Source organism: Streptomyces sp. MA5143a (genome assembly GCF_900290235.1).
Classification (GTDB): domain Bacteria; phylum Actinomycetota; class Actinomycetes; order Streptomycetales; family Streptomycetaceae; genus Streptomyces.
Genome location: NZ_OLMK01000011.1, coordinates 81,259 through 105,308, shown reverse-complemented (window position 1 = coordinate 105,308; position 24,050 = coordinate 81,259). Strand labels below are relative to the sequence as shown.

Here is a 24,050-nt window from a genome sequence, read left to right as displayed (position 1 = left end):
CTCCCTCACGCCTCCTCCCGGTCGGGCGTGTCGGGCGTGTCGGGCGTGTCGGGCGTGTCGAGGGTGTCGAGCACGAGGTCGAAACGGGCGTGCCGGAACGGGTTCGGAACGCCGAACTCCCCCGCCAGTTCTGGGTCGTCGGTCGCGGTGAAGTCCTGGACGAGGCTCTCCTTGACCGCGAACACCGCGTCCGAGTCGAGGTGGTCGCTGCCCGCCACGAAGATGTGCGTGGTGACCGTCCGGTGCCCCTCGGCCGAGCCGATGAAGTGGATGTGGGCCGGGCGGTAGGGGTGGCGGGCCGTGGCCTTCAGGAGCGCGCCGACCGGGCCGTCCGTCGGGATCGGGTACGGGCTCGGCACACAGGTGCGGAACCAGAAGCGGCCCTCGTCGTCCGTCGTGAACAGTCCGCGCCCGTTGCCGGGCGGCTGCACGTCCGGCTGCTGCACGTCGTAGAAGCCCTCGGCGTTCGCCTGCCACACGTCGAGGACCGCGCCGGGCAGCGGGGTGCCGTCGCGGGACAGCACACGCCCGCTGATCACGCACGGCTCCCCGCCACCGACGAGGTCGATGTCGGCGCCGAGCGCACGGGCCGGGGACTCGGTCATGTGGAAGGGTCCGAGGACGGTCGACTCGGTCACGGCACCGGCCTCGGCGCTTCGGCCGCGACTCCCGTCCGCGCCGTCCCGGTCCCCCGCGCCGCGCTCGCTGTTGATCGTCTCCACGAGCATGGAGACGCCCAGCACGTCCGAGAGCAGCACGAACTCCTGCCGGGTGGCGGTGCAGGCCTGTCCGGTCGCGGTGAGGAAGGCGACGGCCCGCTCCCACTCCGCCATGGTCGGCCCGGTCTCGCGGACGAAGGCGTGCAGGTGGCGGGTGAGGGCGGCGAGCAGCTCGCGCAGCCGGGGGTCGGGCGTGCCGTCCATGCTGTCGACGACCGCTTCGGTGATCCGGGTCGTGAACGCGTCGCTCATGCCGGCACTCGTGCCAGTCCTCGTGTCGGTCCTGGTATCGGTACTCGTATCGGTGCTCATGTCGGTACTCGTATCGGTGCTCATGTCGGTGCTCGTGTCGGTGCTCATGTCCCGGCATCCTTCCCGTCAGGCATGTCCGAGGATCCGTCGCAACGCCGCCGACAGCAAACGCTCCGCGTCCTCGGCCGACGCGGCGGCCGTGGCGTGCCGGAAGGCCACGTACCCGTCGGGGCGGACGAGCAGGGCTCCCCCGTCGGCCGTCTCGCTCAGCCGGGCCCAGTCGCCGTACGGGTCCTCGTACTGGCGGCCGGGGCCGATGACGACGGTGGTGATCGCCGGGTCCTGTGCCTCGGCCGCCCGCGTCCAGTGGTCGCCGCCGATGCCGGTGATCAGGGTGAAGCGGCCCTGACCGACGGTGTCGAGCGTGGAGAGGGTGCGGGTGCCGGAGGTGAGCCAGGCGTGCGGGAGCCTGGCGCCGGGGCGGGTGGTGGGCTGGTGGTACAGCTCGGGGTCGCGGTCGAAACCGGGGTCGGGCGTGCCGTCGGGGACGATCGCCTCCGAGGTGTAGCGCTGGTTGAGGTCGACGCCGTGCGCGTTGAACTCGTACACCTTGAACGCGATGGCCTCGCGCAGCCGCGCCCGCTGCTTCTCGGCGGCCTCGGTGGCGTCCTTGCGGGCGGCGATGTTGGCCCACAGCTGTTCCGGGGTCTGCGGGGAGAGCCCGTCGAGCGCCTCGAAGACGGGCGCGGTCTCGCCGATGGACTTGTTGGCGCGGGTGACGATCTGCCGGCCGATCGGGGCGCGCTCGGCGGTGTAGGTGTCCAGCAGTCGAGGGGAGGCCGTGCCGTCGAGGACGAGCTTGAGCTTCCAGGCCAGGTTGTAGGAGTCCTGGATGGAGGTGTTGGAGCCGAGGCCGTTGGACGGCGGATGCCGGTGCGTGGCGTCGCCGGCGCAGAAGACCCGGCCGGCGGAGTACGTCTCCGCGTACATCTCGTTGACCGTCCACGCCGAGGACGACTTGACGGTCACCGGGATCTCGTCGTCGCCGATCAGCTTGCGGACGACGCTCTCGGCGTACTCGGTGGTGAGGTCGGGGGCGCCCGCGGTGACGTCGTACCCCCATACGATCAGCCACTCGTTCCAGGGGCGGACGCAGCGCACGAGGCCCGCGCCGATGCCGCCGACGGTGGCGCCCGGGGCGAGCACCCAGTACAGGGTGGAGGGCCGGTGCGCGGTGTACTTCGTGAGGTCCGCGTCGAAGACGATGTTGATGCTGCCGGCCACGCCCATCTGGCCGCCCATGGGCAGCCCGGCGTCCTCGGCGACCTGGGAGCGGCCGCCGTCGGCGCCGATCAGGTACTTGGCGCGGATCGTGTACTCGTCACCGCGCAGCCGGTCCTCGACGGTGACGGTGACGCCGTCGGCGTCCTGGACGAAGGACTTGTAGACGGTGCTGAAGCGCAGGTTGGTGCCGCGGGCGACCGCGGCGTCGATCAGGACCGGCTCCATCAGGTGCTGCGGCATGTCGCACATACGGGTGGGGCTGGCGAGGTCGTGCGCGGCCTGCACGAGCGGGTCGTTGCCCCAGGAGCGGACCCGGCCCAGCTCCTCGCCGGCGAGACTGGTGCAGAAGGTCGTGTCGCCCATCAGGTGCTGCGGGGTGGCCTTCGCGACGACCTCGTCCTCGACGCCGAGGTCCCTCAGGACCTCCATGGTGCGCTGGTTGGTGATGTGCGCGCGGGGCGTGTCGGCGAGGCGGGCGTAGCGGGTGACGACGATGTTCGGCACGCCGTACGTGCTCAGCGCGAGCGCGGCGGAGGCGCCGGCGGGGCCACTGCCCACGATCAGTACGTCGGTCACGACATCGGGCTCGACGGTGTGCACGGGGAACGCTCCAGGGGCATGAGAACAGGCACCGACCGTCGAAGATCATGGACGGGGGCGCGGGAGCATGGGTGTCTCAATACGAGACACTTCGGCACACGGGGCAGTTGGACGCCCGTATCGGGCTGCCCACGGCACGGAGTACGGAAACGGGGCGCTTGTTGCTCATTCAACCTGTGCCGGTACGGTGAGCGGTGTCGTGACCACCACAGAGCAGCCCTCCGTCTCCGTCCGCCCCACCCTCACCTCGCTGCGCAGGGCCCGGGAGTTGTTCCTGCTGGGGCGGCAACTGCCGGACGACGTACCGGAAGAGGTCGTCGCCGCGTGGAAGCGCGCCCGGTTCTTCGGCGTACGACACGACACGCGGGACCCGGTCCCCGACCCGGCGCCGTCTCCCGTACGGCCGGAGGGGTCGGCCCTGCTGGCGGCGGCCCGGCCGGTCCTCGAACGGATCGCCCCCGCCCTCGGCACGGAACAGGCGGCCCTCCTCCTCACCGACGAGCGACTACGGGTGCTGTGGGCGACCGGCGGCGGACGGGACGACCTCTGCCGCTTCGACCTCTCCGAGCAGACCGTCGGGGTGAACAGTGCGGCCCGCGCCCTGAGCACGCTCCGGCGGGCGGAGGTGCACGGGCCCGAGCACTTCCTCGACCTCTGGCAGGACGTGTCCGCGGTCAGCGTGCCGGTGCTGGCCCCCGACACGGGGCGCCCCCTGGGCACGGTGACCGTGGCCTCCACGCTCTGCGCGGAGTGCGGACCGCATCCGGGCGCCGCCCTCGCCGAGGCCGCCGCCGACGCCGTCGAGGCGGAACTCCTCGCGCGGTCACAGGGAGCGGAACGGGTGCTGCTGGACGCGTACTTGGCGGCGGTGCGGGGCGCGGGGCGTCACGGCCGGGACGGTGAGGCGGGTCAGGGGCGCGGTGGGCGCGGGCGCCCGGTGGCGGGGCGGGCGGTCGTCGCCCTGGACGGACGCAGCCGGCTGGTCAGCGAGGCCGCGGGGCGGCTGCTGTCACCGGAGGGGCTGGAGGCGCTGGAGCGCGGCGCGGTCGCCGCGGTGGGAGGTGCGGCCTTCGCGGCCGTGCCGTTGCCGGAGGGGGCGAAGTGTTCGGCGACCCTCACCCCGGTGACGCACCTGGGCTCGGTGATCGGTGTGATCGCCGTGTTGGAGCCGGTGGGGCGGACGGCCGCCGGGGTGGACGAGCGGGGCGTCAAGGCGGCGGACGGGCACAGTGGCAGTGCTGGCGGTGGCGACACGGGGGTGGCCGCGCGCTCGGTCGCCTGGCGGCACGCGGTCGACCGGGCGACAGAGCTGGCGCGGTCGTCGTCGGAGCCGCTGCTGCTCGTCGGGGAACGCGGCACCGGGAAGGCGTCCCTGGCCCGCGAACTGGCGGGCGGACTGGCGGGCGGACTGGCCGGGGAGCCGGCCGGGGAGCCGCTGCTGACGGCGGACGCGGCGGAGGGTGCGGTCCACGCGGCGTTGGACGCGTGGTCGGGTGGCCGGGCGGTCCTCGTCCGGCACGCCGAGCGTCTGACCCAGCACGATGTGGCGGCCCTCAACTCGCTGCTCGAAGCGCCTCCTCTCGCGCCCCTGCTGGTGACGTACACCCCGGGTCCCCCGCCCGGCCCCTGTCTCCAACGGTTGCTGGACAGCCTGGCCGCGCGCTCGGTCACCCTGCCCGCGCTGCGCGAACGCCCCGCGGACATCAGACACTTGCTCGACTCCCTCACCCCCAGGCCCGCGCCGGGGGAGCCGCCGCTCACCTGGTCGCTGGACGCGCTGCGCGCGCTGGAGCAGCACCCGTGGCCCGGCAACATCACCGAACTGGTGCACCTGGTGCGGGCGTTGACGGAGCAGCGCCGGGCGACGGGACCCGTCCGGCGGGCCGAGCTGCCGGACCCGGTGCGGGAGGGCCCCGCCGCCCGGCGGCTCAGCCCGATGGAGCAGGCCGAGCGCGCCGCCATCCTGGACGCCCTGCACCGTCACGGCGGCAACAAGGCCCGTACGGCGGTGGCCCTGGGCATCGCCCGCGCCACGCTGTACCGGAAGCTACGGGGCTACCGGGGCTGAACGCCCAGCGGATCGGCGGGCCGGTCCTGGGCGGAGGTCTCCTCGGGGGAGGTCTCCTCAGTGGACGGTTGATCAGGGCTGTCGATGTCGGTGGGTTCGAGGTCGGCGGGTTCGAGGTCGGTAGGTTCGAGGTCGGCGGGTTCGAGGTCGGTGGGACCGATGTAGAGATCCGTAGGCTTGTTGTCGGTGGAACTGCTGTCCGCGAGGGCGTCCGTGGCGGCGTCGTCCGTGGATCCGTCGTCCGTGGCGCTGTCGTCGAGGAAGCCGCCCGACTGGTGCTGCCACAGCTTGGCGTAGGCGCCGTCGCGGGTGAGCAGTTCCTGGTGCGTGCCCTGTTCGATGATCCGGCCGTGGTCGAGGACGACGAGTTGGTCCATGCCGGCGACCGTGCTCAGCCGGTGGGCGACGACGAGCGCCGTACGGCCCTCCATGAGCCGCCACAACGCCTCCTGCACGAGGAGTTCGCTCTCGGAGTCGAGGGCGCTGGTCGCCTCGTCGAGCAGCAGGATCGGGGCGTCGCGCAGGATCGCCCTGGCGAGCGCGACCCGCTGGCGCTGCCCGCCGGACAGTTTGATGCCGCGCTCCCCCACCAGCGTCTCGAAGCCGTCCGGCAGGGCGTCGGCGAACTCCGTGACGTGGGCGGCCTCCGCCGCCCGCCGGATCTCGGCCTCGGTGGCGTCCGGCCGGGCGAACGCGATGTTGTCCCGCAGGGTGCGGTGGAACATCGCCGGGTCCTGCGGCACGTAAGCGATGAGGCTGCGCAGGTCGGCCTGGCGCAACCGGCTGATGTCCTGGCCGCCGATGAGGATGCGCCCGGCATCGATGTCGTTCATGCGCAGCAGAAGCCGGGAGAGTGTCGTCTTGCCGCCGCCGGACCGGCCCACGAGACCGACCTTGGTCCCGCTGGGCACCGTCAGGTCGAGGCCACGGAAGAGTGGTCCGGCGCCCGCGTGGGCGAAGGTCACCTTGTCGAAGCGCACATCGGCGGGGCCGGGCCGCAGGGGCTCCGGCTCCGCCGGATCGAGCACGGTCGGCGGGTCGCGCAGCAGGTCGGTGAATTGCGCGGCCTCCGTCATCGCGCTCTCCATACGACGGTAGATCTGGTTGAACTCGAACATGATCCGCGTCGCGTTGGTGTAGTAGGTGAAGGCGACGACGACCGCCTCGACGCCGCTCCCTCTCGCGCCGAGGGCGATGGCGAGCACCAGGCCCAGCACGTTGGTCAGCACGGACAGCGGGGCGACCAGGGTGTCGATGCGGAGGTTGCCGTAGTCCCACGACCGCAGGGAGAGCCGGCGGGACTCGGCGACCCGGGACCGGTGCTCCGCGGCCTCCCGCTCCTCCGCGGCGAACGCGCGGACCGTGTCCATGTTCGTCAGGCTGTCGGCGACATGGCCGGACACCCGGGCGATGGCCTCTTCGCGCAGGCCCACGAGCGCCTGACGGCGGCGGACGAGGGGCGCCACGCAGACCGCGGTCAGCCCGATCATCACCAGGAGCCCGACGACGAGCAGCGGTTGGTACCGCCACAGGACGACGGCCCCGAACAGCAACGGAACGAAGTTGCCGAGGACCGAGAAGGTCAGGGTGTCGACGAACTGCTCGAAGCGGGACGCGAAGCTCAGGACCCGCTTGGTCAGCGAACCGGCGAAGTTGTCATGGAAGAACGCGGCGTCCTTGGCGAACAGTTCGTCCATGCCGATGACGTACAGGCGCTCGATGCCGAGGGCGTCGAGACGGTTCTGACAGTGCAGGCCGACGCGCCAGATCGCCTCGGCGAACAGCAGGACGCCCGCGAAGCCGAGGATGTAGGGCAGCGTCGAGCCGACGGTGACCTCGGGGTCGTCGGCGATACGGCCGACGAGTTTCGCGACGACCAGCGGTGCGACGTAGTAGATACCGATGTTGCCGACGGCCGGCAGGAGCATGCCGGGGACGGCCAGCAGCCGCAGCCGGACCAGTTCCCGTCCGTAATAGCGAAGTGCGAGGAGGACCGGGCCCTTGCCCGGCATTGCTGTGCGTGATTCAGGTGATCCCATCCCGCCCCTGTGTGTCGTGTGGCGGTCCGCCACGAGCCTCTTGGGGGAATGCCCTGCCTGAACGGCGGCGCCATACGCGTACAAACAGGGCAGGAACCGCAGTCTCCCGTGCCGGGACGCACGGGGTCCAAGCCTTTTCCCCTGTCGGCGACAGGCCGCACGCGGGTGCGATTCATTCCGGCCATACCGTTCGCGGCGGCAAAACGAGCAGCGGGCCCGCCGTATTCGGCGGGCCCGGAGTGCGGATCACGTGAGGGTGGGGCCCTCAGAGCACCGGGATGATGTCAGGGGCGCCGAGCCGTACCGCGTCGGCGGTCTGGTCGTCCGGCTGCTGCTGGGCCTCGCGTTCGGCGGCCACCCGCTTCAGGTAGTGGTCGACCTCACGGTCCCGGTGCGCCTGGTCCCACCCCAGGTGGGGCGCCATCAGTTCCGCGACGGTCCGCGCCGCGTCCACGCCACGGTCCCAGGACTCGATGGAGATCCGGGTACGTCGGGCGAGCACGTCCTCCAGGTGGCGGGCGCCCTCATGGGTCACCGCGTAGACGGCCTCGACCCGCAGGTAGTCGTCGGAGCTCGGCAACGGCTCGCCGAGCGAGGAGTCGGCCGCGACCATGGCGAGCAACTCGTGCACCAGGGAGCCGTAGCGGTTCAACAGGTGCTCGATGCGGGCGACATGCAGCCCGGAGCGCTCGGCGAGGTTGTGGCGGGAGTTCCAGAGGGCCGGATAGCCGTCGGCGCCGAGCAGCGGAACGCGTTGTGTGACGCAGTCGGGCACCTTCTCGTCCAGACCGCGGGCCGCCTCGTCGACCGCGTCCTTGGCCATCACCCGATAGGTCGTGTACTTGCCGCCGGCCACCACGACGAGACCGGGTACCGGGTGGGCGACCAGGTGCTCCCGTGACAGTTTGCTGGTTTCCGCGGCCTCGCCGGACAGGAGGGGACGCAGACCGGCGTAGACGCCTTCGACGTCCTCCGGAACCAAAGGTGTGGCCAGGACGCTGTTGACGTGTTCCAGCAGGTAGGTGACGTCCTTGGAGCTGAGGGCGGGATGGGCCTTGTCGAGTGTCCAGTCGGTGTCGGTGGTCCCGATGATCCAGTGTCGTCCCCAGGGGATGACGAACAGCACGCTCTTCTCGGTCCGGAGGATCAGCCCGGTGCGGGAGTTGATCCGGTCACGGGGGACCAACAGGTGTACGCCCTTGGAGGCGCGGACGTGGAACTGGCCGCGCGTGCCGGCGAGGGCCTGGGTGTCGTCGGTCCACACGCCGGTCGCGTTGATGACCTGCTTGGCTCGCACCTCTGTCTCGTCGCCGGTCTCCAGATCCGTGACAGCGGCTCCCACCACCCGCTCGCCCTGCCGCAGGAAGCGGCTGACACGGGTGCGGTTGGCGGCCAGCGCTCCGTAGGCGACGGCCGTGCGGGCGAGGAACATGGTGTGCCGGGCGTCGTCGACCTGCGCGTCCCAGTACTGGATGGCTCCGACCAGGGCGTCGGGGCGCAGCGCGGGCGCCTCGTGCAGCGCCCGGCGTTTGAGCAGGTGGCGGTGGTGGGGCAGACCGCTGGAGGTACCGGAGGCCGCGGCCATGGCGTCGTACAGCAGCACGCCGGCGCCGACGTAGGGACGCTCCCGGATCCGGTGTCGCAGGGGGTAGAGGAACGGCACCGGACGCACCAGATGAGGGGCCAGGAACCGAAGCAGGAGTCCGCGCTCCTTCAGAGCTTCGGCGACGAGCCGGAAGTCCAGCATCTCCAGGTAGCGCAGGCCGCCGTGGATGAGCTTGCTGGAGCGGCTGGACGTGCCCGAGGCCCAGTCCCGGGCTTCGACCAGGCCGACTCGCAGGCCCCGGGTGGCGGCGTCCAGGGCCGCTCCGGCGCCGACGACGCCGCCCCCGACGACGAGGACGTCGAGCTCACCCTCGCCCAGCCGGACGAGTGCCTCCGCGCGTGCCCCGGGCGAGAGAGCCACCGGGTTCGCCATGGTCTCCTCCTCGTGCAGCGGGTGCGGATGTGGGCGGTGCCCGCGGCTTGGGCGGCCCGTTGGGTTCCGTCGGGTCGCTCCCGGCCGGAACCTATTCGACCTTGGCCCAGTCGAGCGTGCGCTCCACCGCCTTCTTCCAGCCCGCGTATCCTTCCTCGCGCTGTTCCTCGGACCACTGGGGTTCCCAGCGCTTGGACTCCTGCCAGTGGGTGCGCAGTTCGTCCGTGTCCCGCCAGAAGCCGGTGGCCAGACCGGCGGCGTAGGCGGCGCCGAGCGCGGTGGTCTCGGCGACGACCGGGCGGCTGACCGGGACGCCGAGGACGTCGGCCTGGATCTGCATGCACAGGTCGTTGGCCGTCACGCCGCCGTCGACCTTGAGCACGTCGAGGTGGACGCCGGAGTCCTGCTCCATGGCTTCCACCACGTCGCGGCTCTGGTAGCAGATGGATTCCAGGGTGGCCCGCGCCAGGTGGCCGTTGTCGTTGTACCGGGCGAGGCCGACGATCGCGCCGCGTGCGTCGGAACGCCAGTACGGGGCGAACAGGCCGGAGAAGGCGGGGACGAAGTAGATCCCGCCGTTGTCCTCGACGGTGAGCGCCAGGCGTTCGCTCTCTGCGGCGTCATTGATGATCTTCATCTGGTCGCGCAGCCATTGCACCGCGGAGCCGGTGACGGCGATGGAGCCCTCGAGTGCGTAGATCGCCGGGCTGTCGCCGAACTGGTACGCCACGGTGGTCAGGAGGCCGTGCTGGGAACGCACCAGTTCCGTGCCGGTGTTGAGCACCAGGAAGTTGCCGGTGCCGTAGGTGTTCTTGGCTTCGCCGGGCGCGTAGCAGACCTGCCCGACGGTGGCTGCCTGCTGGTCGCCGAGCACACCGGTGATGGGGATGGCTGCCCGCAGCGGCCGGGACGTACGGGTCCGTCCGAACGCCTCCGCGTGGGAGGACGGGTTGATGGTGGGCAGCATCGCCCGGGGAACGCCGAAGAAGCCCAGCAGTTCGTCGTCCCAGTCGAGGGTCTCCAGGTCCATCAGCATGGTGCGGCTGGCATTGGTCACGTCGGTGGCGTGGACGCCGCCGTCGGGGCCGCCGGTGAGGTTCCACAGCACCCAGCAGTCGGTGTTGCCGAACAGGGCATGGCCCTGCTCGGCCGCCTCGCGGACTCCGTCGACGTTCTCCAGGATCCACTGGATCTTGCCGCCGGAGAAGTACGTGGCCGGCGGCAGTCCTGCCTTGCGGCGGATGACGTCGCCCTGGCCCGAGCGGTCCAGCGCTGCCGCGATGGAGTCGGTACGGGTGTCCTGCCAGACGATGGCGTTGTAGTAGGGGCGGCCGTTGCGCGGGTCCCAGACGACGGTCGTCTCCCGCTGGTTGGTGATACCGATGGCCGCCAGGTCCTCCGGCGAGAGGTTTCCGTGCCGGAGCGCGTTCTGGATCACCGAGTTGGTGCGCTCCCAGATCTCCACCGGGTCGTGTTCGACCCACCCCGAGCGCGGGAGGATCTGTGAGTGCTCCAGCTGGTGCCTCGCCACCTCGTTGCCGGCATGGTCGAAGATCATGAAACGGGTGCTGGTGGTCCCTTGGTCCACCGCGCCGACGAAGTCCGCCATGGGATGCCGCCTCTCCTTGGGCTCTCCCGGGGCAGCCGGATGACGGCAGCCCCGGGAGCCGGTCAGCTCTCGTGTCAGCTTTCGTCCGGGGCCGGCACCCGTCCGGGGGGCTCCGGCTCGGCGGTCGGCAGGAACCGGCCGATGAAGAACTTGTACAGGCCCGCTCCCAGCAGACCTCCGATCAGCGGACCGACGATCGGCACCCAGAAGTAGAGGTGCCCGTACTGATCTCGCCACGCTCCGCCGTACCCGGTGAAGAAGCTGGCCAGCCTGGGACCGAAGTCACGTGCCGGGTTGATCGCGTAACCCGCGTTGGTTCCCCAGGCCATGCCGATGCCCACCACGATCAGGCCGACGATGAACGGCGCCAGGTTGGCGCCGGGGGGCGTGTTGAGCAGGTCCGTGACCGCGAGGATCAGCAGCAGCAGGATCGCGGTGCCGATGATCTGGTCGCGGAACGCGCCCCAGTCGCTGACCGGCAGGTTCGTGTTGCCGTTGGCGGGCAGCGTGGAGAAGACGCCCTGCGTCTTGATCGTGTGGGTGGGATCCGCCTTTGCCAGCGCCTCGGTGTAGTTCCACCGGACGAGCAGGGCTGCCACGAAGGCGCCGGCTGTCTGGGCCAGCGCGTAGGGAGCCACTTTGCTCCACGGGAAGCCCTTGAACGTCGCCAGCGCGACGGTCACCGCGGGGTTGAGGTGAGCACCGCTCAGCCTCGCCGCGACGTAGACGCCCAGGGTGACGCCGAGGCCCCAGGCCCAGGCGATGCTGTCGTGGTTTCCCAGGCCGCCCGCCGGGTCCGTGAGAGCCCCGCCGGCGACTACCTGAGCCACCACGCCGCATCCGAAGAGGATGAGGATCATGGTGCCGGCGAATTCTGCCGAAAGCTCGCCGACCAGCCCTGATCTTTTGAGCCGCTCAGCCATGGGTGCTCGCTTCCCGCCAGCCCGAAGACCGGCCGTCGACTGCCCCGAGTACTCCAGAGATCATTGTAGGACCGGCCATCGCCATGCGCGCGAGGTGAAGCTGTCCGACGCCGCCCTGTGGGCCGAACTGGCCGCGCCCGCCCGGATAGGCGGGCCGAGGCGCGTACCCATCGCGGATGTCCAGGGAGTGACGGCACACTGTTCGTGGGGCGTGCGATCGCGAATGCGCCCGCCTGTCACGGGCGATGCCTGAGCCCCGTGAGGACACCGGGCACAGGCTCGGCCGCCGGTTCCACCCGGGAGGTCCCATGAAAATGCTGATCAACAGTCCGGAGAGCGTGGTCGCCGATGCACTGCGGGGGTTGGCCGCCGCCCACCCGGAGCTGAACGTGGACGTGGAGCGGCAGGTGGTCGTACGGCGAGACGCGCGGGAGGGCGGGCGGGTCGGGCTGGTGTCCGGCGGAGGCTCCGGGCACGAGCCGCTGCATGCCGGGTTCGTCGGGTACGGGATGCTGTCGGCCGCGTGTCCCGGGGAGGTGTTCACCTCGCCCGTCCCGGACCAGATGCTGCGCGCGGCGAGCGCCGTCGAGGCCGGGCAGGGCGTGCTGTTCGTCGTCAAGAACTACACCGGGGACGTGCTGAACTTCCAGATGGCCGCCGAACTCGCCGAGGAGGACGGCGTCCGGGTCGAGCGGGTCCTGGTCGACGACGACGTCGCCGTCACCGACAGCACTTACACGGCCGGGCGGCGGGGCACCGGGGCGACCCTGTTCGTGGAGAAGATCGCCGGGGCGGCCGCCGAGGAGGGCGCACCGCTGGAGCAGGTGGCCGCGATCGCCCGGCGCGTCAACGAGTCCTCGCGCAGTTTCGGCGTGGCGCTCAGCGCCTGCACCACTCCCGCGAAAGGCGGCCCGACCTTCGACCTGCCGGACGGGGAGCTGGAGCTCGGGGTCGGGATCCACGGCGAGCCGGGCCGGGAGCGGCGCGCGATGATGCCTGCCCGAGAGATCGCGGAGGTCGCGGTGGACGCCGTACTCGAGGAGCTGGGGCAGGTGGCTCCGGCCGACGGGCCGGTACTGGCCCTGGTCAACGGGATGGGAGCGACGCCGCTGCTGGAGCTGTACGGGTTCCACGCCGAGGTGGCCCGGCTGCTGGAGGCCCGGGGCGTGGCGGTGGCGCGCACGCTCGTGGGCAACTACGTCACGTCGCTGGACATGGCGGGCTGTTCGGTGACCCTGTGCCGGGCCGACGCGGAAACGCTGCGGCTGTGGGACGCGCCCGTGCAGACCGCCGCGCTGCGCTGGGGCCGCTGACCCGATGCCGGCGGTAGGACCGGCCGGACCCGGTCGAGGCGATGAGCCGGTCCGGGGGCGGTTGTCGAGAATGACCGAGGGGCCGCCTCAGATCTGCTCTGAAACGGCCCCTGACCGGCGACTTCGTAAAGTCGGGACGACAGGATTTGAACCTGCGACCCCTTGACCCCCAGTCAAGTGCGCTACCAAGCTGCGCCACGTCCCGGTGCGCTGTCCGCGGTGGAACCGCGTGATCGCGCAGAGAGAACTTTACCGTACGTCGGCCGGTGCTCCGCGGCCGGTGAGGGGCGAGTGACAATCAAGGCATGGACGCGACATCGGACGGCGGGACGGCACGGCGGCGGGACCGGGACACGGAGGGCCGCGCGCGGAACGCGCGGCCGCGGGACGGGCTGGGGCGGCCGTTGCCGTACGGGGCGGACGGTGTGGAGCGGCAGCCGGAGGGAGTCGTACGGGGGCCGGAGGAGACCGTCGCGGAGGCGCAGGCGCTGCTGGACGCGGGGAAGCCGTTCCACGCGCACGAGGTCTTCGAGGACGCGTGGAAGTCGGGGCCGGAGGAGGAGCGCGCCCTGTGGCGGGGGCTGGCCCAGCTCGCCGTCGGGCTCACGCACTCGGCGCGCGGCAACGCGACGGGCGGCGCCCGGCTGCTGCGACGCGGGGCCGGCGCGGTCGAGGAGTGGGCGGCGACCGAGGGCCGGGCGCGGCCGTACGGCATCGACCTGGCACATGTGGCGACCTGGGCCCGTGAGCTGGCCGGGGTCGTGGAGGGTGCGGCGCGTCCGGTGGACGCGGAGGGCTGGGCACCGCGTCTGGGAGGGGACGGGCCCCGGTGACCGGCAGGGAGCACGACGGCTGGGTGATCGACACGTATCTGCTGCGCAGGCACACAGCGAGGGCCGGGTCCGGACGCGGGGGCCGCCGATCGTCGGTGGCGGTACCCGCGCGGAGCGTCTCCGCATGCAGGGGGAAGCGGCCGGTGTGATCGTGGCCCTGTGACGACCACTCAGGACGCCGCCGCCCCGTCCGCCGCGCGGGCGCCCGAGCTGAGCACGCGCCGGCGCAACGTCGTCTTCGTGACGATCATGCTGGGCATGCTGCTCGCGGCCCTCGACCAGACCATCGTGGGCACGGCGCTGCCGACGATCGTGTCGGACCTGGGCGGCGCCGAGCACATGTCGTGGGTGGTGACGTCGTATCTCCTCGCGGAGACGGTGGCGACCGCGCTCGTCGGCAAGTTCGGTGACCTGTTCGGGCGGAAGATCGTCTTCCAGGTGTCGGCGGTCGTCTTCATCACCGGGTCGTTCCTCTGCGGCCTCGCCTCCAACATGACGCTGCTGATCCTGTGGCGGGCGATGCAGGGCGTCGGCGCGGGCGGCCTCATGGTGACCGCGATGGCGCTGATCGCGGATGTGATCCCGCTGCGGGACCGCGGCAAGTACCAGGGCGCGATCGGTGCCGTGTTCGGCGTGGCCACGGTCATCGGGCCGCTGCTCGGCGGCCTCTTCACCGACCACCTCAGCTGGCGCTGGGCGTTCTATGTCAACGTGCCCATCGCGATCCTCGTGGTCGTGGCCGCCGCGCGCACCATCCCGGTGGTGAAGTCGGCCTCGCGTCCCGTCATCGACTACCTGGGCATCGGGCTCGTCGCCATCGGCGCGAGCGCGCTCATCCTCGCCACGAGCTGGGGCGGCAACGAGTACGCCTGGGGGTCCGGGGTCGTCATCGGTCTCTTCGTCGGCGGGGCCGTCGCCCTCGCGCTGTTCTGCTGGGCGGAGACCCGCGCCGCCGAGCCGATGCTGCCGATGCGGCTGTTCGGGAACCCGGTGTTCACGGTCTGCTCGATCCTCAGCTTCATCGTCGGCTTCGCGATGCTCGGCGCGCTGACGTATCTGCCGAGCTACCTCCAGTACGTCGACGGCGACTCGGCCACCATCTCCGGTGTGCGGACCCTCCCCATGGTCATCGGGCTGCTCATCGCGTCCGTGGCCAGCGGCACCTTCGTCAGCAGGACGGGGCGGTACCGGGTCTTCCCCGTCGTCGGGTCGCTCGTGATGGGGGTCGGCCTGTATCTGCTGTCGCTGATGGGGCCGGGCACGAGCGCCTGGCTGGAGTCGCTGTACATGTTCGTGCTCGGCACCGGCATCGGTCTGTCCATGCAGGTGCTGACGATCGCCGTGCAGAACACCGTCGCGTACTCCGACCTCGGGACGGCGACCTCGGGCGTCACCTTCTTCCGTACGCTGGGCAGTTCCTTCGGGACGGCCGTGTTCGGCACGATCTACGCCAACACGCTCGCCCCGAAGCTGTCCGACGCGGTCGCCGAGGGCGCGCGGACGGGGGCGGCTGACCCGGCGACGATCGCCCGGGCCGCGGAGAGTCCCGAGGGCCTGCACCGGCTGCCCGCCCAAGTCGCGGAGCCGATCGTCGAGGCGTACGCCGACACGCTCCAGACCGTCTTCCTGTGGACCGTGCCGGTCGCGGCCCTGGGTTTCGTGGTCGCTCTGTTCCTCAAGCAGGTGCGGTTGCGGGACAGCGCGCGGGCGGGGTCGTCGGACATGGGCGAGGGTTTCGCGCGGCCTCCTGCCGGGGATTCGCAGCGGCTGCTGGAGGCGGCCGTGGGGAGGATCATCGGCCGGACCGAGCAGGACACCGCGCGCCGGGTCGTCACCGCGTCCGACACCCGGCTGGACGTCGCGGGCGCCTGGGCCGTCATGCAGGTCGAGCTCTTCACCCGGATGGTCGGCCATGGGAGCCTGACGCTGATCGCGGCGCGTCGCCGTATGCCGCCCGAGGTCCTGGTGCCGGTCTTCGACCGCATGGTGGAGGAGGGGTACCTCACGCGTGACGGCACGCTGTTCTCCCACACGGAGGCGGGTGTCCGCGAGGCCCGGGTGATCAGCGCGGCCTGGGGCGACTGGCTCCGGCAGCGGCTGGAGGAGGACTACGGCCGTCCCGTCGACGGGGACCTGCGCGCCGCCGTCGACACCATCGCCAAGCGGCTGCTGAGGGAGGACCTCACGCACGGTCTGCCGGCCCGGGAACGCGAGTCGGTCCCGTCCGGCGCGACGGCGACCACCGGCTGACCACCGGCGATCACCGGCCGACTGCCGGTCCGCTGAGGGGCCGCTGCCGGTCCGCCAGCGGTCGGCTGCCCGTCGACGGTCTCCGGCGTATCGTCCCCGTATGACCGAGAAACGTGCTGTTCTCGTCGACATCGACGGTGTGCTCACCACCTCGTGGAAGCCGCTGCCGGGTGCGGTCGGGGCGTTGGGGGAGATCCGCGGGGCCGGGCTGGGGGTCGCGCTGGTGACCAACACGACGTCCCGGACGCGGGCGTCGATGGCCGGGGTCCTGACCGGCGCCGGGTTCCCCGTGACCGCCGACGACATCCTGACCGCCCCGACCGCGACCGCCGCGTATCTCGCCCGGCACTGTCCGGGGGCGCGCTGCGCGCTGCTGAACAGCGGCGACGACATCCGGGAGGACCTCACCGGGGTACGGCTGACCGGCGACGACGGCACCGAATCGGACATGGCCCCCGACGTCGACGTGGTGATCGTCGGCGGGGCGGGGCCCGGTTTCGACTACGCGGCGCTCAACCGGGCCTTCGGGCAGTTGCAGCGCGGGGCCCGGCTGGTCGCGATGCACCGCAATCTGTACTGGCGGACCGACGACGGGCTCCAACTGGACTCGGGTGCGTTCCTCGTCGGGTTGGAGCGGGCGGCGCGCAGGGAGGCCGAGATCACGGGCAAGCCGTCCGCCGCGTTCTTCGAGGCGGCGCTGGCGCACCTCGGCGTCGGGGCCGGGCACGCGCTGATGGTCGGGGACGACATCGAGTCGGACGTACTGGCGGCGCAGCGGGTCGGCGTCACCGGTGTGCTCGTCAGGACCGGGAAGTACCTCCCGGAGACCCATCGCGCCGCCGGCGGCAGCCCCGACCACGTGGTGGACTCGTTCGCGGATCTGCCCGCGCTGCTGGGGCTCGGCGAGGGGGCGTCGTCAGCGCAGCAGTAGCTGGAGGCCGCCGAGGACCGTCGCCGCGATCACCAGTTGTTCGAACAGCCGCTGGTTGATGCGGTGCACCGCCCACTTGCCCAGCAGCGCGCCCGGCACCACGAACAGGGCGAGCGCCGCGTCCAGCAGCAGGGAGGGGCCGTCGATGAGGCCGAGGCCCACGCTGAAGGGGACCTTGGAGACGTTGACGATCAGGAAGAAGAACGCCGACGTGCCGAGGAAGCCGAGCTTGCGGAAGCCCGCCGAGAGCAGATACATCGACATCACGGGGCCGCCGGCGTTGGCGACCATGGTGGTGAAGCCGCCGAGGACACCGTACGAGCGGGCCTTGACGCGGCCGGCGCGGGTGGTGACGGAGTCGGGTTCGTCGTCCTGGTCGGCGGTGCGGCGGCGCCACACGGTGACCGCCGTCATCAGCAGGAGGATCGCGCCGATCGAGGTCCGGACGACCTGGTCGTCGGCCCACATCAGGAACAGCGTGCCGAACACGACGCCCGCGCCGACCGCGGGGAAGAGCCGCCACAGGGTGGGCCAGTGGGCGTGCCGACGGTAGGTCAGCACGGCGAGGACGTCCCCGACGATGAGGATCGGCAGGAGGACACCGGTCGAGGCGCGGGCCGGCAGCACGGCCGCGAAGATCGCGAGGCTGACGGTGTTGGCGCCGCTCACGGCGGTCTTGGAGAAGCCGACGAGAAGGGCGGCGAAGGCCAGGGCGGCGAACTCGGCCGGGGACAGGTGCCAGAGAGTCATCGTGTTCATGCGGAGACCGATGCTATGCGCACCTAACGGCCCTCGACAGGACCGTCTCGCCTGTCGGCCCTGAGCGATGGACCCGTGGCGGGCGGACTGGCAAGATCCACCGGGTTACCTTCACCGACGTAGCTGGAGGAGTCATGGCCGACTCGCGGGAGCACGCCTTCGCCGGTACCCGGGGTGGTGTCACCGCGCGCGAGTGGCCGCGCGAGGGGGCGCGGTACGTGGCGCTGCTGGTCCACGGCTACGGCGAGCACATCGGCCGGTACGAGCATGTGGCGGACGCCCTCGTCGCGCATGGCGCGGCCGTGTTCGGCCCGGACCACATGGGGCACGGCAGGTCGGCGGGCGAGCGGGTGCTGATCGAGGACTTCGAGGACGTCGTCACCGATGTGCGCACGGTGGAGGAGCTGGCCCGGGCCGCGTATCCGGGACTGCCGGTGGTGCTGATCGGCCATTCGATGGGCGGTCTGATCGCCGCCCGGCACGCGCAGCGGTACGGCGCCGGGCTGGCCGCGCTCGTGCTGTCCGGCCCGGTGATCGGTGACTGGAAGGCGGTGTGGGCGCTGCTCGCGCCGCCGGAGGTACCCGAGGTGCCGCTCGACCCGAAGCAGTTGTCGCGGGATCCGGCGGTCGGCTCCGCGTACGCGAACGATCCGCAGGTGTGGCACGGCCCGTTCAAGCGGCCGACGTTGGAGGCGTTCGCGCGCACTCTGGAGACCGTCTCCGCGAACGGGAGCGTCGGGGCGCTGCCGCTGCTGTGGGTGCACGGCGACGACGACCGGATCGTGCCGCTGGCCGGCAGCCGCACCGGCGTCGAGGAGTTGCGCGGCGCCATGTGGGTGGAGCGGGTGTACCCGGGTGCCCGGCACGAGGTGTTCAACGAGACCAACCGGGACGAAGTCCTCGCGGACGTCAAGGAGTTCGTGGACGGCGTGCTCGCCGGCTGAGGTCTCCGCGGGGCCCGGTGGGTGGGTGGGCGGGGGAATGTGGAAGGCCCGCGTCCACTGCTGTGGGATGCCGCGTTTTCCCCCATGCGTGCGGGGCACCCGGCCCCGCATGGAGTGGTTGCGGCAAGCGGCCTGCGTGGGTGAGGACCCCGAGTTGTTCTTCCCCGTGGGCACGACAGGACCGGCGCTCGACGACATCGAGGCCGCCAAGCGCGTCTGTGCCCGGTGCCCCGTACTGCGCGAGTGTCTGCATTGGGCGCTCGGCAGCGGGCAGACGTCCGGGGTGTGGGGCGGCATGTGCGAGGCGGAACGCACCGCACTGCTCCGCACGGCCGGGAGCGTCGAGGCGGCCCGGCACGAAGCGTTGGCGCGGCACGGGGCGACGCGCCATGAAGCGATGACGCGCCATTGATGCGATGAGGAGTTTCACCTGATGACGATAGTGAGGAGCACCCTGCCCGAGTCGGCTCTCCGGGTGACCGGGGACGCGCTGCAGGAGACCCTGGTCGACCTGCTGGGGCTGTCTCTGATCGGCAAGCAGGCCCACTGGAACGTCGTGGGCCCGAGGTTCCGTTCGATCCACCTCCAGCTCGACGAGGTGGTCGCCACGGCACGGTCGTACTCCGACCAGGTCGCCGAACGCGCGGCGGCGCTCGGCATCGCGCCCGACGGCCGCCCCGAGACGGTCGCGGCCCGGTTCGCCCTGCCGGGCACCAAGGAGGGCTGGCTCCGGGACAACGACGTCGTGCGGCTCCTGGTGGACGCGCTGACGACCGCGATCGGCCGCCTGCGGGAGCGCATCGAGGCGACCGAGGAGGCGGACAAGGTGTCGCAGGATCTGCTGATTTCCCTCACCGCCGAGCTGGAGAAGCAGCGCTGGATGTTCGAGGCGGAGAACTGGCCGCGCGAGAACGCATGAGCACACGCCCCGCGGCCGTACGCGAGCACGAGCAGCTAAGGGGGCTGCGATGACCGACGCCCTGGAACGGGACGCGCTGTGGGACGAGTTCCACCGCGTGGTGAACATGACCTCGCAGGAGCTGGAGGTCTGGCTCCACAGCCGGTACGCCGACGAGGAGAGCGAGGCGGTGCCCGAGCAGCCGGGGTCCCCGAGCGGCCGGCGGGTGCTGGAGATCCTCCAGAAGCGGCGCGCGGACCTCACCGAGGACGACTTCGAGGTGATGTACGGGGTCGTGGACGCGGTGACCGCGCACCAAGAGCACGAGCCGGACGCGGACGGGACGCACCGCCGCCACCGGCTGATGGCGCTGGGGCACGACCCGCTCAGGGCGTAGCCGTCCCTCCCCCGTCCGTCCCCGTCCCCCACCGGCGGCGCCCGCGAGAGCGCGGGCGCCGCCTCGGCGTGCCCGGGGTCACGGACCGGTGAGGTCGGGGGTGTCCAGGCCCAGGTGGTCCCGGAGGGTGGTGCCCTCGTAGTCGGCGCGGAAGACGCCCTGTTCCTGGAGGAGGGGCACGACCCGGTCGGCGAAGGCGTCCAGGCCGGTCGGGGTGATGTGGGGGACGAGGATGAAGCCGTCGGCGGCGTCGGACTGGACGTACTCGTTGATGGTCCTGGCGACCGTGGCCGGGGAGCCGACGAAGTTCTGCCGGTTGCCGGTCTCGATGACGAGATCGCGGATGGACCAGTTGTTCGCGGCGGCCAGCTCGCGCCAGGCGCGGGCCGTGGCGAGCGGGTCGCGGTACATGCGGACCTGGGCGCGGCCCTGGGAGATGTGGGTGCCGTCGACGTCCGGGTCGATGTCGGGCAGCGGGCCCTCCGGGTCGTAGGCGGACAGGTCCCGGTTCCAGACGAACTCCAGGTGCTTGAGGGCGGTGGCGCCGCTGACCTGCTGTCGGCGCACCTCCTTGGCGAGTTCCTCGGCCTCGGCGTCGGTGTCGCCGAGGACGAAGCTCGCGGCGGGCAGGATGAGCAATTGGTCGGGGCGGCGGCCGTACGCGGCGAGGCGGCTCTTGACGTCGGTGTAGAACGCCTGGCCGGCGTCGAGGGTGGCGTGCCGGCTGAAGATGGCGTCGGCGCCGGCCGCGGCGAACTCGCGGCCCTCGTCGGAGTCGCCCGCCTGGAAGATCACCGGGCGGCCCTGCGGGGAGCGCGGCACGTTGAAGCGGCCCTCGATGTCGAAGTGCTGCCCGGTGTGGACGAAGGCCCCGGCCTTGGCGTCGCTCAGGAACGTCCCGGTCTCCTGGTCGGCGGTGATCTCGTCCCCCTGCCAGGAGTCGAAGAGTTCGTTCGCGGTGGCGAGGAACTCCTTGGCCCGTGAGTAGCGCTCCTCCTGCGGCAGGAAGCCGCCCCGGCGGAAGTTCTCGCCGGTGAAGGCGTCCCAGGAGGTGACGACGTTCCAGGCGGCGCGTCCGGCGGAGAGGTGGTCGAGGCTCGCGAACTGGCGGGCCACCTCGTACGGCTCGTTGAACGTGGAGTTGATGGTGCCGGTGAGGCCGAGGCGTTCGGTGACCGCGGCGAGCGCGGCGAGGACGGTGAAGGTGTCGGGGCGGCCGACGACGTCCAGGTCGTAGATCTTCCCGCCCTGTTCGCGCAGGCGCAGCCCCTCCGCGAGGAACAGGAAGTCGAACTTGGCGCGTTCGGCGGTCCGCGCGAAGTGCGCGAAGGAGCTGAACTCGATGTGGCTGCCGGCCTCGGGGTCGCTCCACACGGTGGTGTTGTTGACGCCGGGGAAGTGCGCGGCCAGATGGATCTGCTTCAGCGGCTTGCTCATGTCGTACGGTCCCTCCGGCTCAGGCGGTCGCGATGGGGGTCGCCCCGGGCTCGCGCGAAGTCGAGAGCTGGGGGGAGTAGCGGTTGGCGGGGCGGGGCAGGCCCAGCAGTCCGCGCAGGGTGTGGGCCTCGTAGGCGCGTCGGAAGGCGCCCCGGCGCTGGAGTTCCGGGACCAGGCCCCGGGTGATGGCGGGGAGGTCGTGGCCGGCGACGGCGGGCCGCAGCCGGAAGCCGGTGAGCCCGGCTTCCGCCAACTCCAACAGCAGATCGGCGAGTTGCTCCGGTGTTCCGGTGAAGACGCGGGCGTCGCTCGGGTACGGGCCGCCGTCGAGGTCGTCGAGGCGTGCGCGGCGGGACCGGGCGGCCTCCGGGGTGTCGTCGAGGAGGACGACGAGGTCGCCGAAGAGGTGCAGGGTCTCGTCGGCCCTGCCCGCCTCGGCCTGGGCGGCGCGGACCTCGGTGACCTGGGCGCGGGCGTCGTCGGTGTCCTCGGGGGTGAGGTAGCCGAGGTCGGCGGAGCGGGCGAGGAGCCGGAAGGGGGCGCCGGTGGGGTGGCGGTGGGCGAGGGCGCTGACGATCGGCTGGCCCTGCGGCGGGCGGGGGGTGATCGAGGGGCCCTTGACCTTGAAGTGGGCGCCCTCGAAGTCGATGTAGTGCAGCTTGTCGCGGTCGATGAACCGGCCGGTGGCGACGTCCCGGATCTCGGCGTCGTCCTCCCAGCTGTCCCAGAGCCGGCGGACGACCTCGACGTGGTCGGCCGCCTCGTCGAAGAGGCCGCCGAGGAGCTGCCGTACGGCCGGGTCGGTGGGGTGGGTGACGTCGTCGGGGTGCAGCGGGGGGAAGGTGCGGCGGCCGAAGTGGGCGGCCTCGTTGCGGCGGGCCGTCACCTGGACGCGCAGGCCGGCGCGGCCGGTGCTCACGTAGTCGAGGGTGGCGATGGCCTTGGAGATGTGGAACGGCTCGGTGTGGGTGGCGACCACGGTCGGGACGATCCCTATGTGCCGGGTGAGCGGGGCGACGCGGGCGGCCACGAGGACGGCGTCCAGTCGGCCGCGCACCTGGTCGGTGCGGTCGTCGGGCTCCGTCGGGTGCGAGGACTGCGGGCCGAGCCCGTCCTCGATCGTGACGAGGTCGAGCAGTCCGCGCTCGGCCTCGGTGACCAGGTCCGCCCAGTACCCGGCGGAGAACAGGTCCCGGGGGCGGGCCGTCGGCTCACGCCAGGCCGCCGGGTGCCAGCCGGCGCCGTCCAGGGCGACGGCGAGGTGCAGGGGAGAAGAAGGGGACACGGAGGGTGCCTTCCTGGAGGTCCGTTGGAGAGCGCCGGCCCGCGGCGGGGCGGGACAGGGCGGAGCTGGGGCGACGGTTCAGGAACGACAGAGCGCGCCGGCCACGCGCTGGAGGTCGATGTGCGGCCGGGAGTGGAGGTGGACGGCGTGCGGCGCACGGGGCACGGCCGTCACCTCCTTCGTCCGGGCGCGCGAGGGCGCCGCGCGGATCGCCTCGCCCCTCACAACACCGCCGCCTCGGGGGCTGTTCCCGGGCTGCGGACCATCGGCGAAGGCAGCGAAGGCGTAGACGTCGTCGGGGTAGCGGGCGGCGGCGCCGACCCGTTCGGCGAAGGCGGCGTGGGGGCCGGTGAGAGCGGACCGGACGGCGTTGTCGAGGACGTCGGTCCGGGGCCCGGCGAGGGTGGGCAGGGCTCCGCCTCCGTGGGGGGCGGTGTGCTGGGCCACGGGGGCGGAGTCCTTTCGTCAGGCCACGGGGACGTGGCGTGGTGAGGGAGCGTCAGGAGTTGGTGAGGGGCAGGCCGGGCGGGTTGACCTCGGACTTCTCGACGGCCTCGTTGGAGAGGTTCCAGGCCTTCAGCCACTTGGCGTACTGGCCGTTCTCGATGAGGTGGTTGATGGCCGCGGCGAGGGGCTCGGCGAGGCCGCTGTCCTTCTTGGCGGTCGCGGCGATCAGGCCCTGGAGGGTCTCTCCGGCGCCGGAGAACTGGCCCGCGATCCGGGTCGCCTGCGGCGTGTTCGCCGTCTTGGCCGCGTGGTAGGAGAGGTTCGGGCTGGGGCCGAAGTAGGCGTCGATCTTGCCGCTGTTGAGGGCGAGGTAGAGGCTGTTGTTCTCCTGGAAGTACTTGACGGTGAGGGGCTTGGCGCCCTCCTTCGCCAGCTTCGCCTTCCACTCCAGGAGGATCTTCTCCTGGTTGGTGCCGTTGCCGACGGAGACCGTCTTCCCGGCGAGCTCGCGGTGGTCGCCGTCGAAGTTCCAGTCGCTGTCCTTCCGCACCTCGAAGGCGAGGTCGTCCTTGCGGTAGGAGGCGAACTCGTACTTCTTCTTGCGCTCCTCGGTGTCGGTGACGTTGGAGAAGGCCACGTCGACCTTGCCGCTGTCGAGGCCGATGAAGAGGTTCTCCCAGGTGGACTGGCGTACCTCGGGTTCGAGGCCGAGGACGGCGGCGACCAGTCTGCCGAAGTCGGGTTCGGAGCCGGTGAGCGTCTTCTGGTCGTCGCCGATGAAGCCGAGCGGCGGGCTGCCGGAGGGCAGGGTTCCGGAGCCGATGACGAGCGTGCCGCGCTTCTTGACGGCGGCGGGCAGGCGGTCACTGATGGACTTCACCTCGGAGACCTTGAGGGTGGTCTCGGTGGCGGCGCCGTTGGAGAGCCGGCCCACGGTGACCGTGCCCGCGGTGTCGCTCGCCGTCCTCGTGGCGGCGTCGCTGTCTCCTCCGCAGGCGCTGAGTCCGGCGGCGAGGGTGAGGGCGGCGGTCGTCGCGGTGATGCCGCGCAGCAGGCTGCGCCGGGAGAACTGGGTGGGCATGGC

Annotated in this window: 20 protein-coding genes and 1 tRNA gene; 9 read left to right on the top strand and 12 right to left on the bottom strand. The window is 71.7% G+C overall.

Features of this window, described 5'->3' with window-relative positions:
• Positions 1–5: 5 nt before the first annotated feature.
• Together SMA5143A_RS05940 and SMA5143A_RS05935 are read right to left on the bottom strand one after the other, a co-directional pair.
• Entirely contained in the window at positions 6–971 is a 966-nt protein-coding gene (locus SMA5143A_RS05940) for a dioxygenase family protein (protein WP_107461861.1), read from the bottom strand.
• Positions 972–1,097: 126 nt separating this feature from the next.
• Positions 1,098–2,855, bottom strand: coding sequence for an FAD-dependent oxidoreductase (locus tag SMA5143A_RS05935; RefSeq protein ID WP_107461860.1), 1,758 nt, complete (start codon positions 2,853–2,855; stop codon positions 1,098–1,100).
• Between the two features lie 199 nt (positions 2,856–3,054).
• Between SMA5143A_RS05935 and SMA5143A_RS05930 the strand changes: the two genes are divergently transcribed.
• A complete protein-coding gene (locus SMA5143A_RS05930) occupies positions 3,055–4,923 on the top strand; it encodes a helix-turn-helix domain-containing protein (RefSeq protein WP_375136462.1) in 1,869 nt (622 codons plus the stop codon).
• On the opposite strand, the gene SMA5143A_RS05925 is transcribed toward SMA5143A_RS05930, so the two are convergent.
• From SMA5143A_RS05925 to SMA5143A_RS05910, 4 genes are all read right to left on the bottom strand, one after another.
• Complete coding sequence (locus SMA5143A_RS05925; protein ID WP_258193423.1) at positions 4,911–6,962, bottom strand: ABC transporter ATP-binding protein; 2,052 nt, start codon at positions 6,960–6,962, stop codon at positions 4,911–4,913. The two genes, SMA5143A_RS05930 and SMA5143A_RS05925, sit on opposite strands and share 13 nt — an antisense overlap.
• Before the next feature lie 265 nt (positions 6,963–7,227).
• On the bottom strand, positions 7,228–8,940 hold the full coding sequence (locus SMA5143A_RS05920) for a glycerol-3-phosphate dehydrogenase/oxidase (protein ID WP_107461858.1): 1,713 nt from the start codon (positions 8,938–8,940) through the stop codon (positions 7,228–7,230).
• A gap of 91 nt (positions 8,941–9,031) precedes the next feature.
• Complete coding sequence (glpK, locus tag SMA5143A_RS05915; RefSeq protein WP_107461857.1) at positions 9,032–10,549, bottom strand: glycerol kinase GlpK; 1,518 nt, start codon at positions 10,547–10,549, stop codon at positions 9,032–9,034.
• A gap of 74 nt (positions 10,550–10,623) precedes the next feature.
• Complete coding sequence (locus SMA5143A_RS05910) at positions 10,624–11,472, bottom strand: MIP/aquaporin family protein (RefSeq protein ID WP_107461856.1); 849 nt, start codon at positions 11,470–11,472, stop codon at positions 10,624–10,626.
• Between the two features lie 308 nt (positions 11,473–11,780).
• Between SMA5143A_RS05910 and dhaK the strand changes: the two genes are divergently transcribed.
• Positions 11,781–12,785 (top strand): dihydroxyacetone kinase subunit DhaK, encoded by a 1,005-nt coding sequence (gene dhaK, locus SMA5143A_RS05905; protein WP_107461855.1) that lies wholly within the window; start codon positions 11,781–11,783, stop codon positions 12,783–12,785.
• 131 nt (positions 12,786–12,916) lie between these two features.
• Here the strand turns inward: dhaK and SMA5143A_RS05900 are convergent.
• Positions 12,917–12,990, bottom strand: a tRNA-Pro gene (locus SMA5143A_RS05900).
• Positions 12,991–13,090: 100 nt separating this feature from the next.
• Here SMA5143A_RS05900 and SMA5143A_RS05895 point away from each other — a divergent pair.
• From SMA5143A_RS05895 to SMA5143A_RS05885, 3 genes are all read left to right on the top strand, one after another.
• Positions 13,091–13,618 (top strand): DUF309 domain-containing protein, encoded by a 528-nt coding sequence (locus tag SMA5143A_RS05895; RefSeq protein ID WP_107461854.1) that lies wholly within the window; start codon positions 13,091–13,093, stop codon positions 13,616–13,618.
• 159 nt (positions 13,619–13,777) lie between these two features.
• Positions 13,778–15,868, top strand: coding sequence for an MDR family MFS transporter (locus tag SMA5143A_RS05890; protein ID WP_107461853.1), 2,091 nt, complete (start codon positions 13,778–13,780; stop codon positions 15,866–15,868).
• A 100-nt stretch (positions 15,869–15,968) separates the two neighbouring features.
• On the top strand, positions 15,969–16,799 hold the full coding sequence (locus SMA5143A_RS05885; protein WP_107461852.1) for an HAD-IIA family hydrolase: 831 nt from the start codon (positions 15,969–15,971) through the stop codon (positions 16,797–16,799).
• On the opposite strand, the gene SMA5143A_RS05880 is transcribed toward SMA5143A_RS05885, so the two are convergent.
• Positions 16,785–17,558 (bottom strand): sulfite exporter TauE/SafE family protein, encoded by a 774-nt coding sequence (locus SMA5143A_RS05880; protein WP_107461851.1) that lies wholly within the window; start codon positions 17,556–17,558, stop codon positions 16,785–16,787. The genes SMA5143A_RS05885 and SMA5143A_RS05880 overlap by 15 nt on opposite strands.
• Before the next feature lie 134 nt (positions 17,559–17,692).
• Between SMA5143A_RS05880 and SMA5143A_RS05875 the strand changes: the two genes are divergently transcribed.
• The 4 genes from SMA5143A_RS05875 to SMA5143A_RS05860 all read left to right on the top strand — a co-directional run bounded on the left by SMA5143A_RS05875 (position 17,693) and on the right by SMA5143A_RS05860 (position 19,797).
• Entirely contained in the window at positions 17,693–18,502 is an 810-nt protein-coding gene (locus SMA5143A_RS05875; RefSeq protein ID WP_107461850.1) for an alpha/beta hydrolase, read from the top strand.
• A gap of 109 nt (positions 18,503–18,611) precedes the next feature.
• Positions 18,612–18,914: a WhiB family transcriptional regulator gene (locus SMA5143A_RS05870; protein ID WP_055717376.1), complete on the top strand. Its 303-nt coding sequence runs from the start codon at positions 18,612–18,614 to the stop codon at positions 18,912–18,914.
• Positions 18,915–18,935: 21 nt separating this feature from the next.
• Complete coding sequence (locus SMA5143A_RS05865; protein ID WP_107461848.1) at positions 18,936–19,421, top strand: Dps family protein; 486 nt, start codon at positions 18,936–18,938, stop codon at positions 19,419–19,421.
• 49 nt (positions 19,422–19,470) lie between these two features.
• The gene (locus SMA5143A_RS05860; RefSeq protein WP_107461847.1) at positions 19,471–19,797 is read left to right on the top strand and encodes a DUF3140 domain-containing protein; all 327 of its coding nucleotides are present in this window, start codon (positions 19,471–19,473) and stop codon (positions 19,795–19,797) included.
• Between the two features lie 78 nt (positions 19,798–19,875).
• On the opposite strand, the gene SMA5143A_RS05855 is transcribed toward SMA5143A_RS05860, so the two are convergent.
• The 4 genes from SMA5143A_RS05855 to SMA5143A_RS05840 all read right to left on the bottom strand — a co-directional run bounded on the left by SMA5143A_RS05855 (position 19,876) and on the right by SMA5143A_RS05840 (position 24,047).
• The gene (locus tag SMA5143A_RS05855) at positions 19,876–21,234 is read right to left on the bottom strand and encodes an NtaA/DmoA family FMN-dependent monooxygenase (RefSeq protein WP_107461846.1); all 1,359 of its coding nucleotides are present in this window, start codon (positions 21,232–21,234) and stop codon (positions 19,876–19,878) included.
• A 19-nt stretch (positions 21,235–21,253) separates the two neighbouring features.
• Positions 21,254–22,519: an LLM class flavin-dependent oxidoreductase gene (locus tag SMA5143A_RS05850; RefSeq protein WP_107461845.1), complete on the bottom strand. Its 1,266-nt coding sequence runs from the start codon at positions 22,517–22,519 to the stop codon at positions 21,254–21,256.
• A gap of 78 nt (positions 22,520–22,597) precedes the next feature.
• On the bottom strand, positions 22,598–22,966 hold the full coding sequence (locus SMA5143A_RS44710) for a putative leader peptide (RefSeq protein WP_375136461.1): 369 nt from the start codon (positions 22,964–22,966) through the stop codon (positions 22,598–22,600).
• Between the two features lie 52 nt (positions 22,967–23,018).
• Positions 23,019–24,047 carry an ABC transporter substrate-binding protein gene (locus tag SMA5143A_RS05840; protein ID WP_107461844.1) on the bottom strand — a complete coding sequence of 343 codons (1,029 nt, stop codon included), beginning with the start codon at positions 24,045–24,047 and terminating at the stop codon, positions 23,019–23,021.
• Positions 24,048–24,050 lie beyond the last annotated feature (3 nt).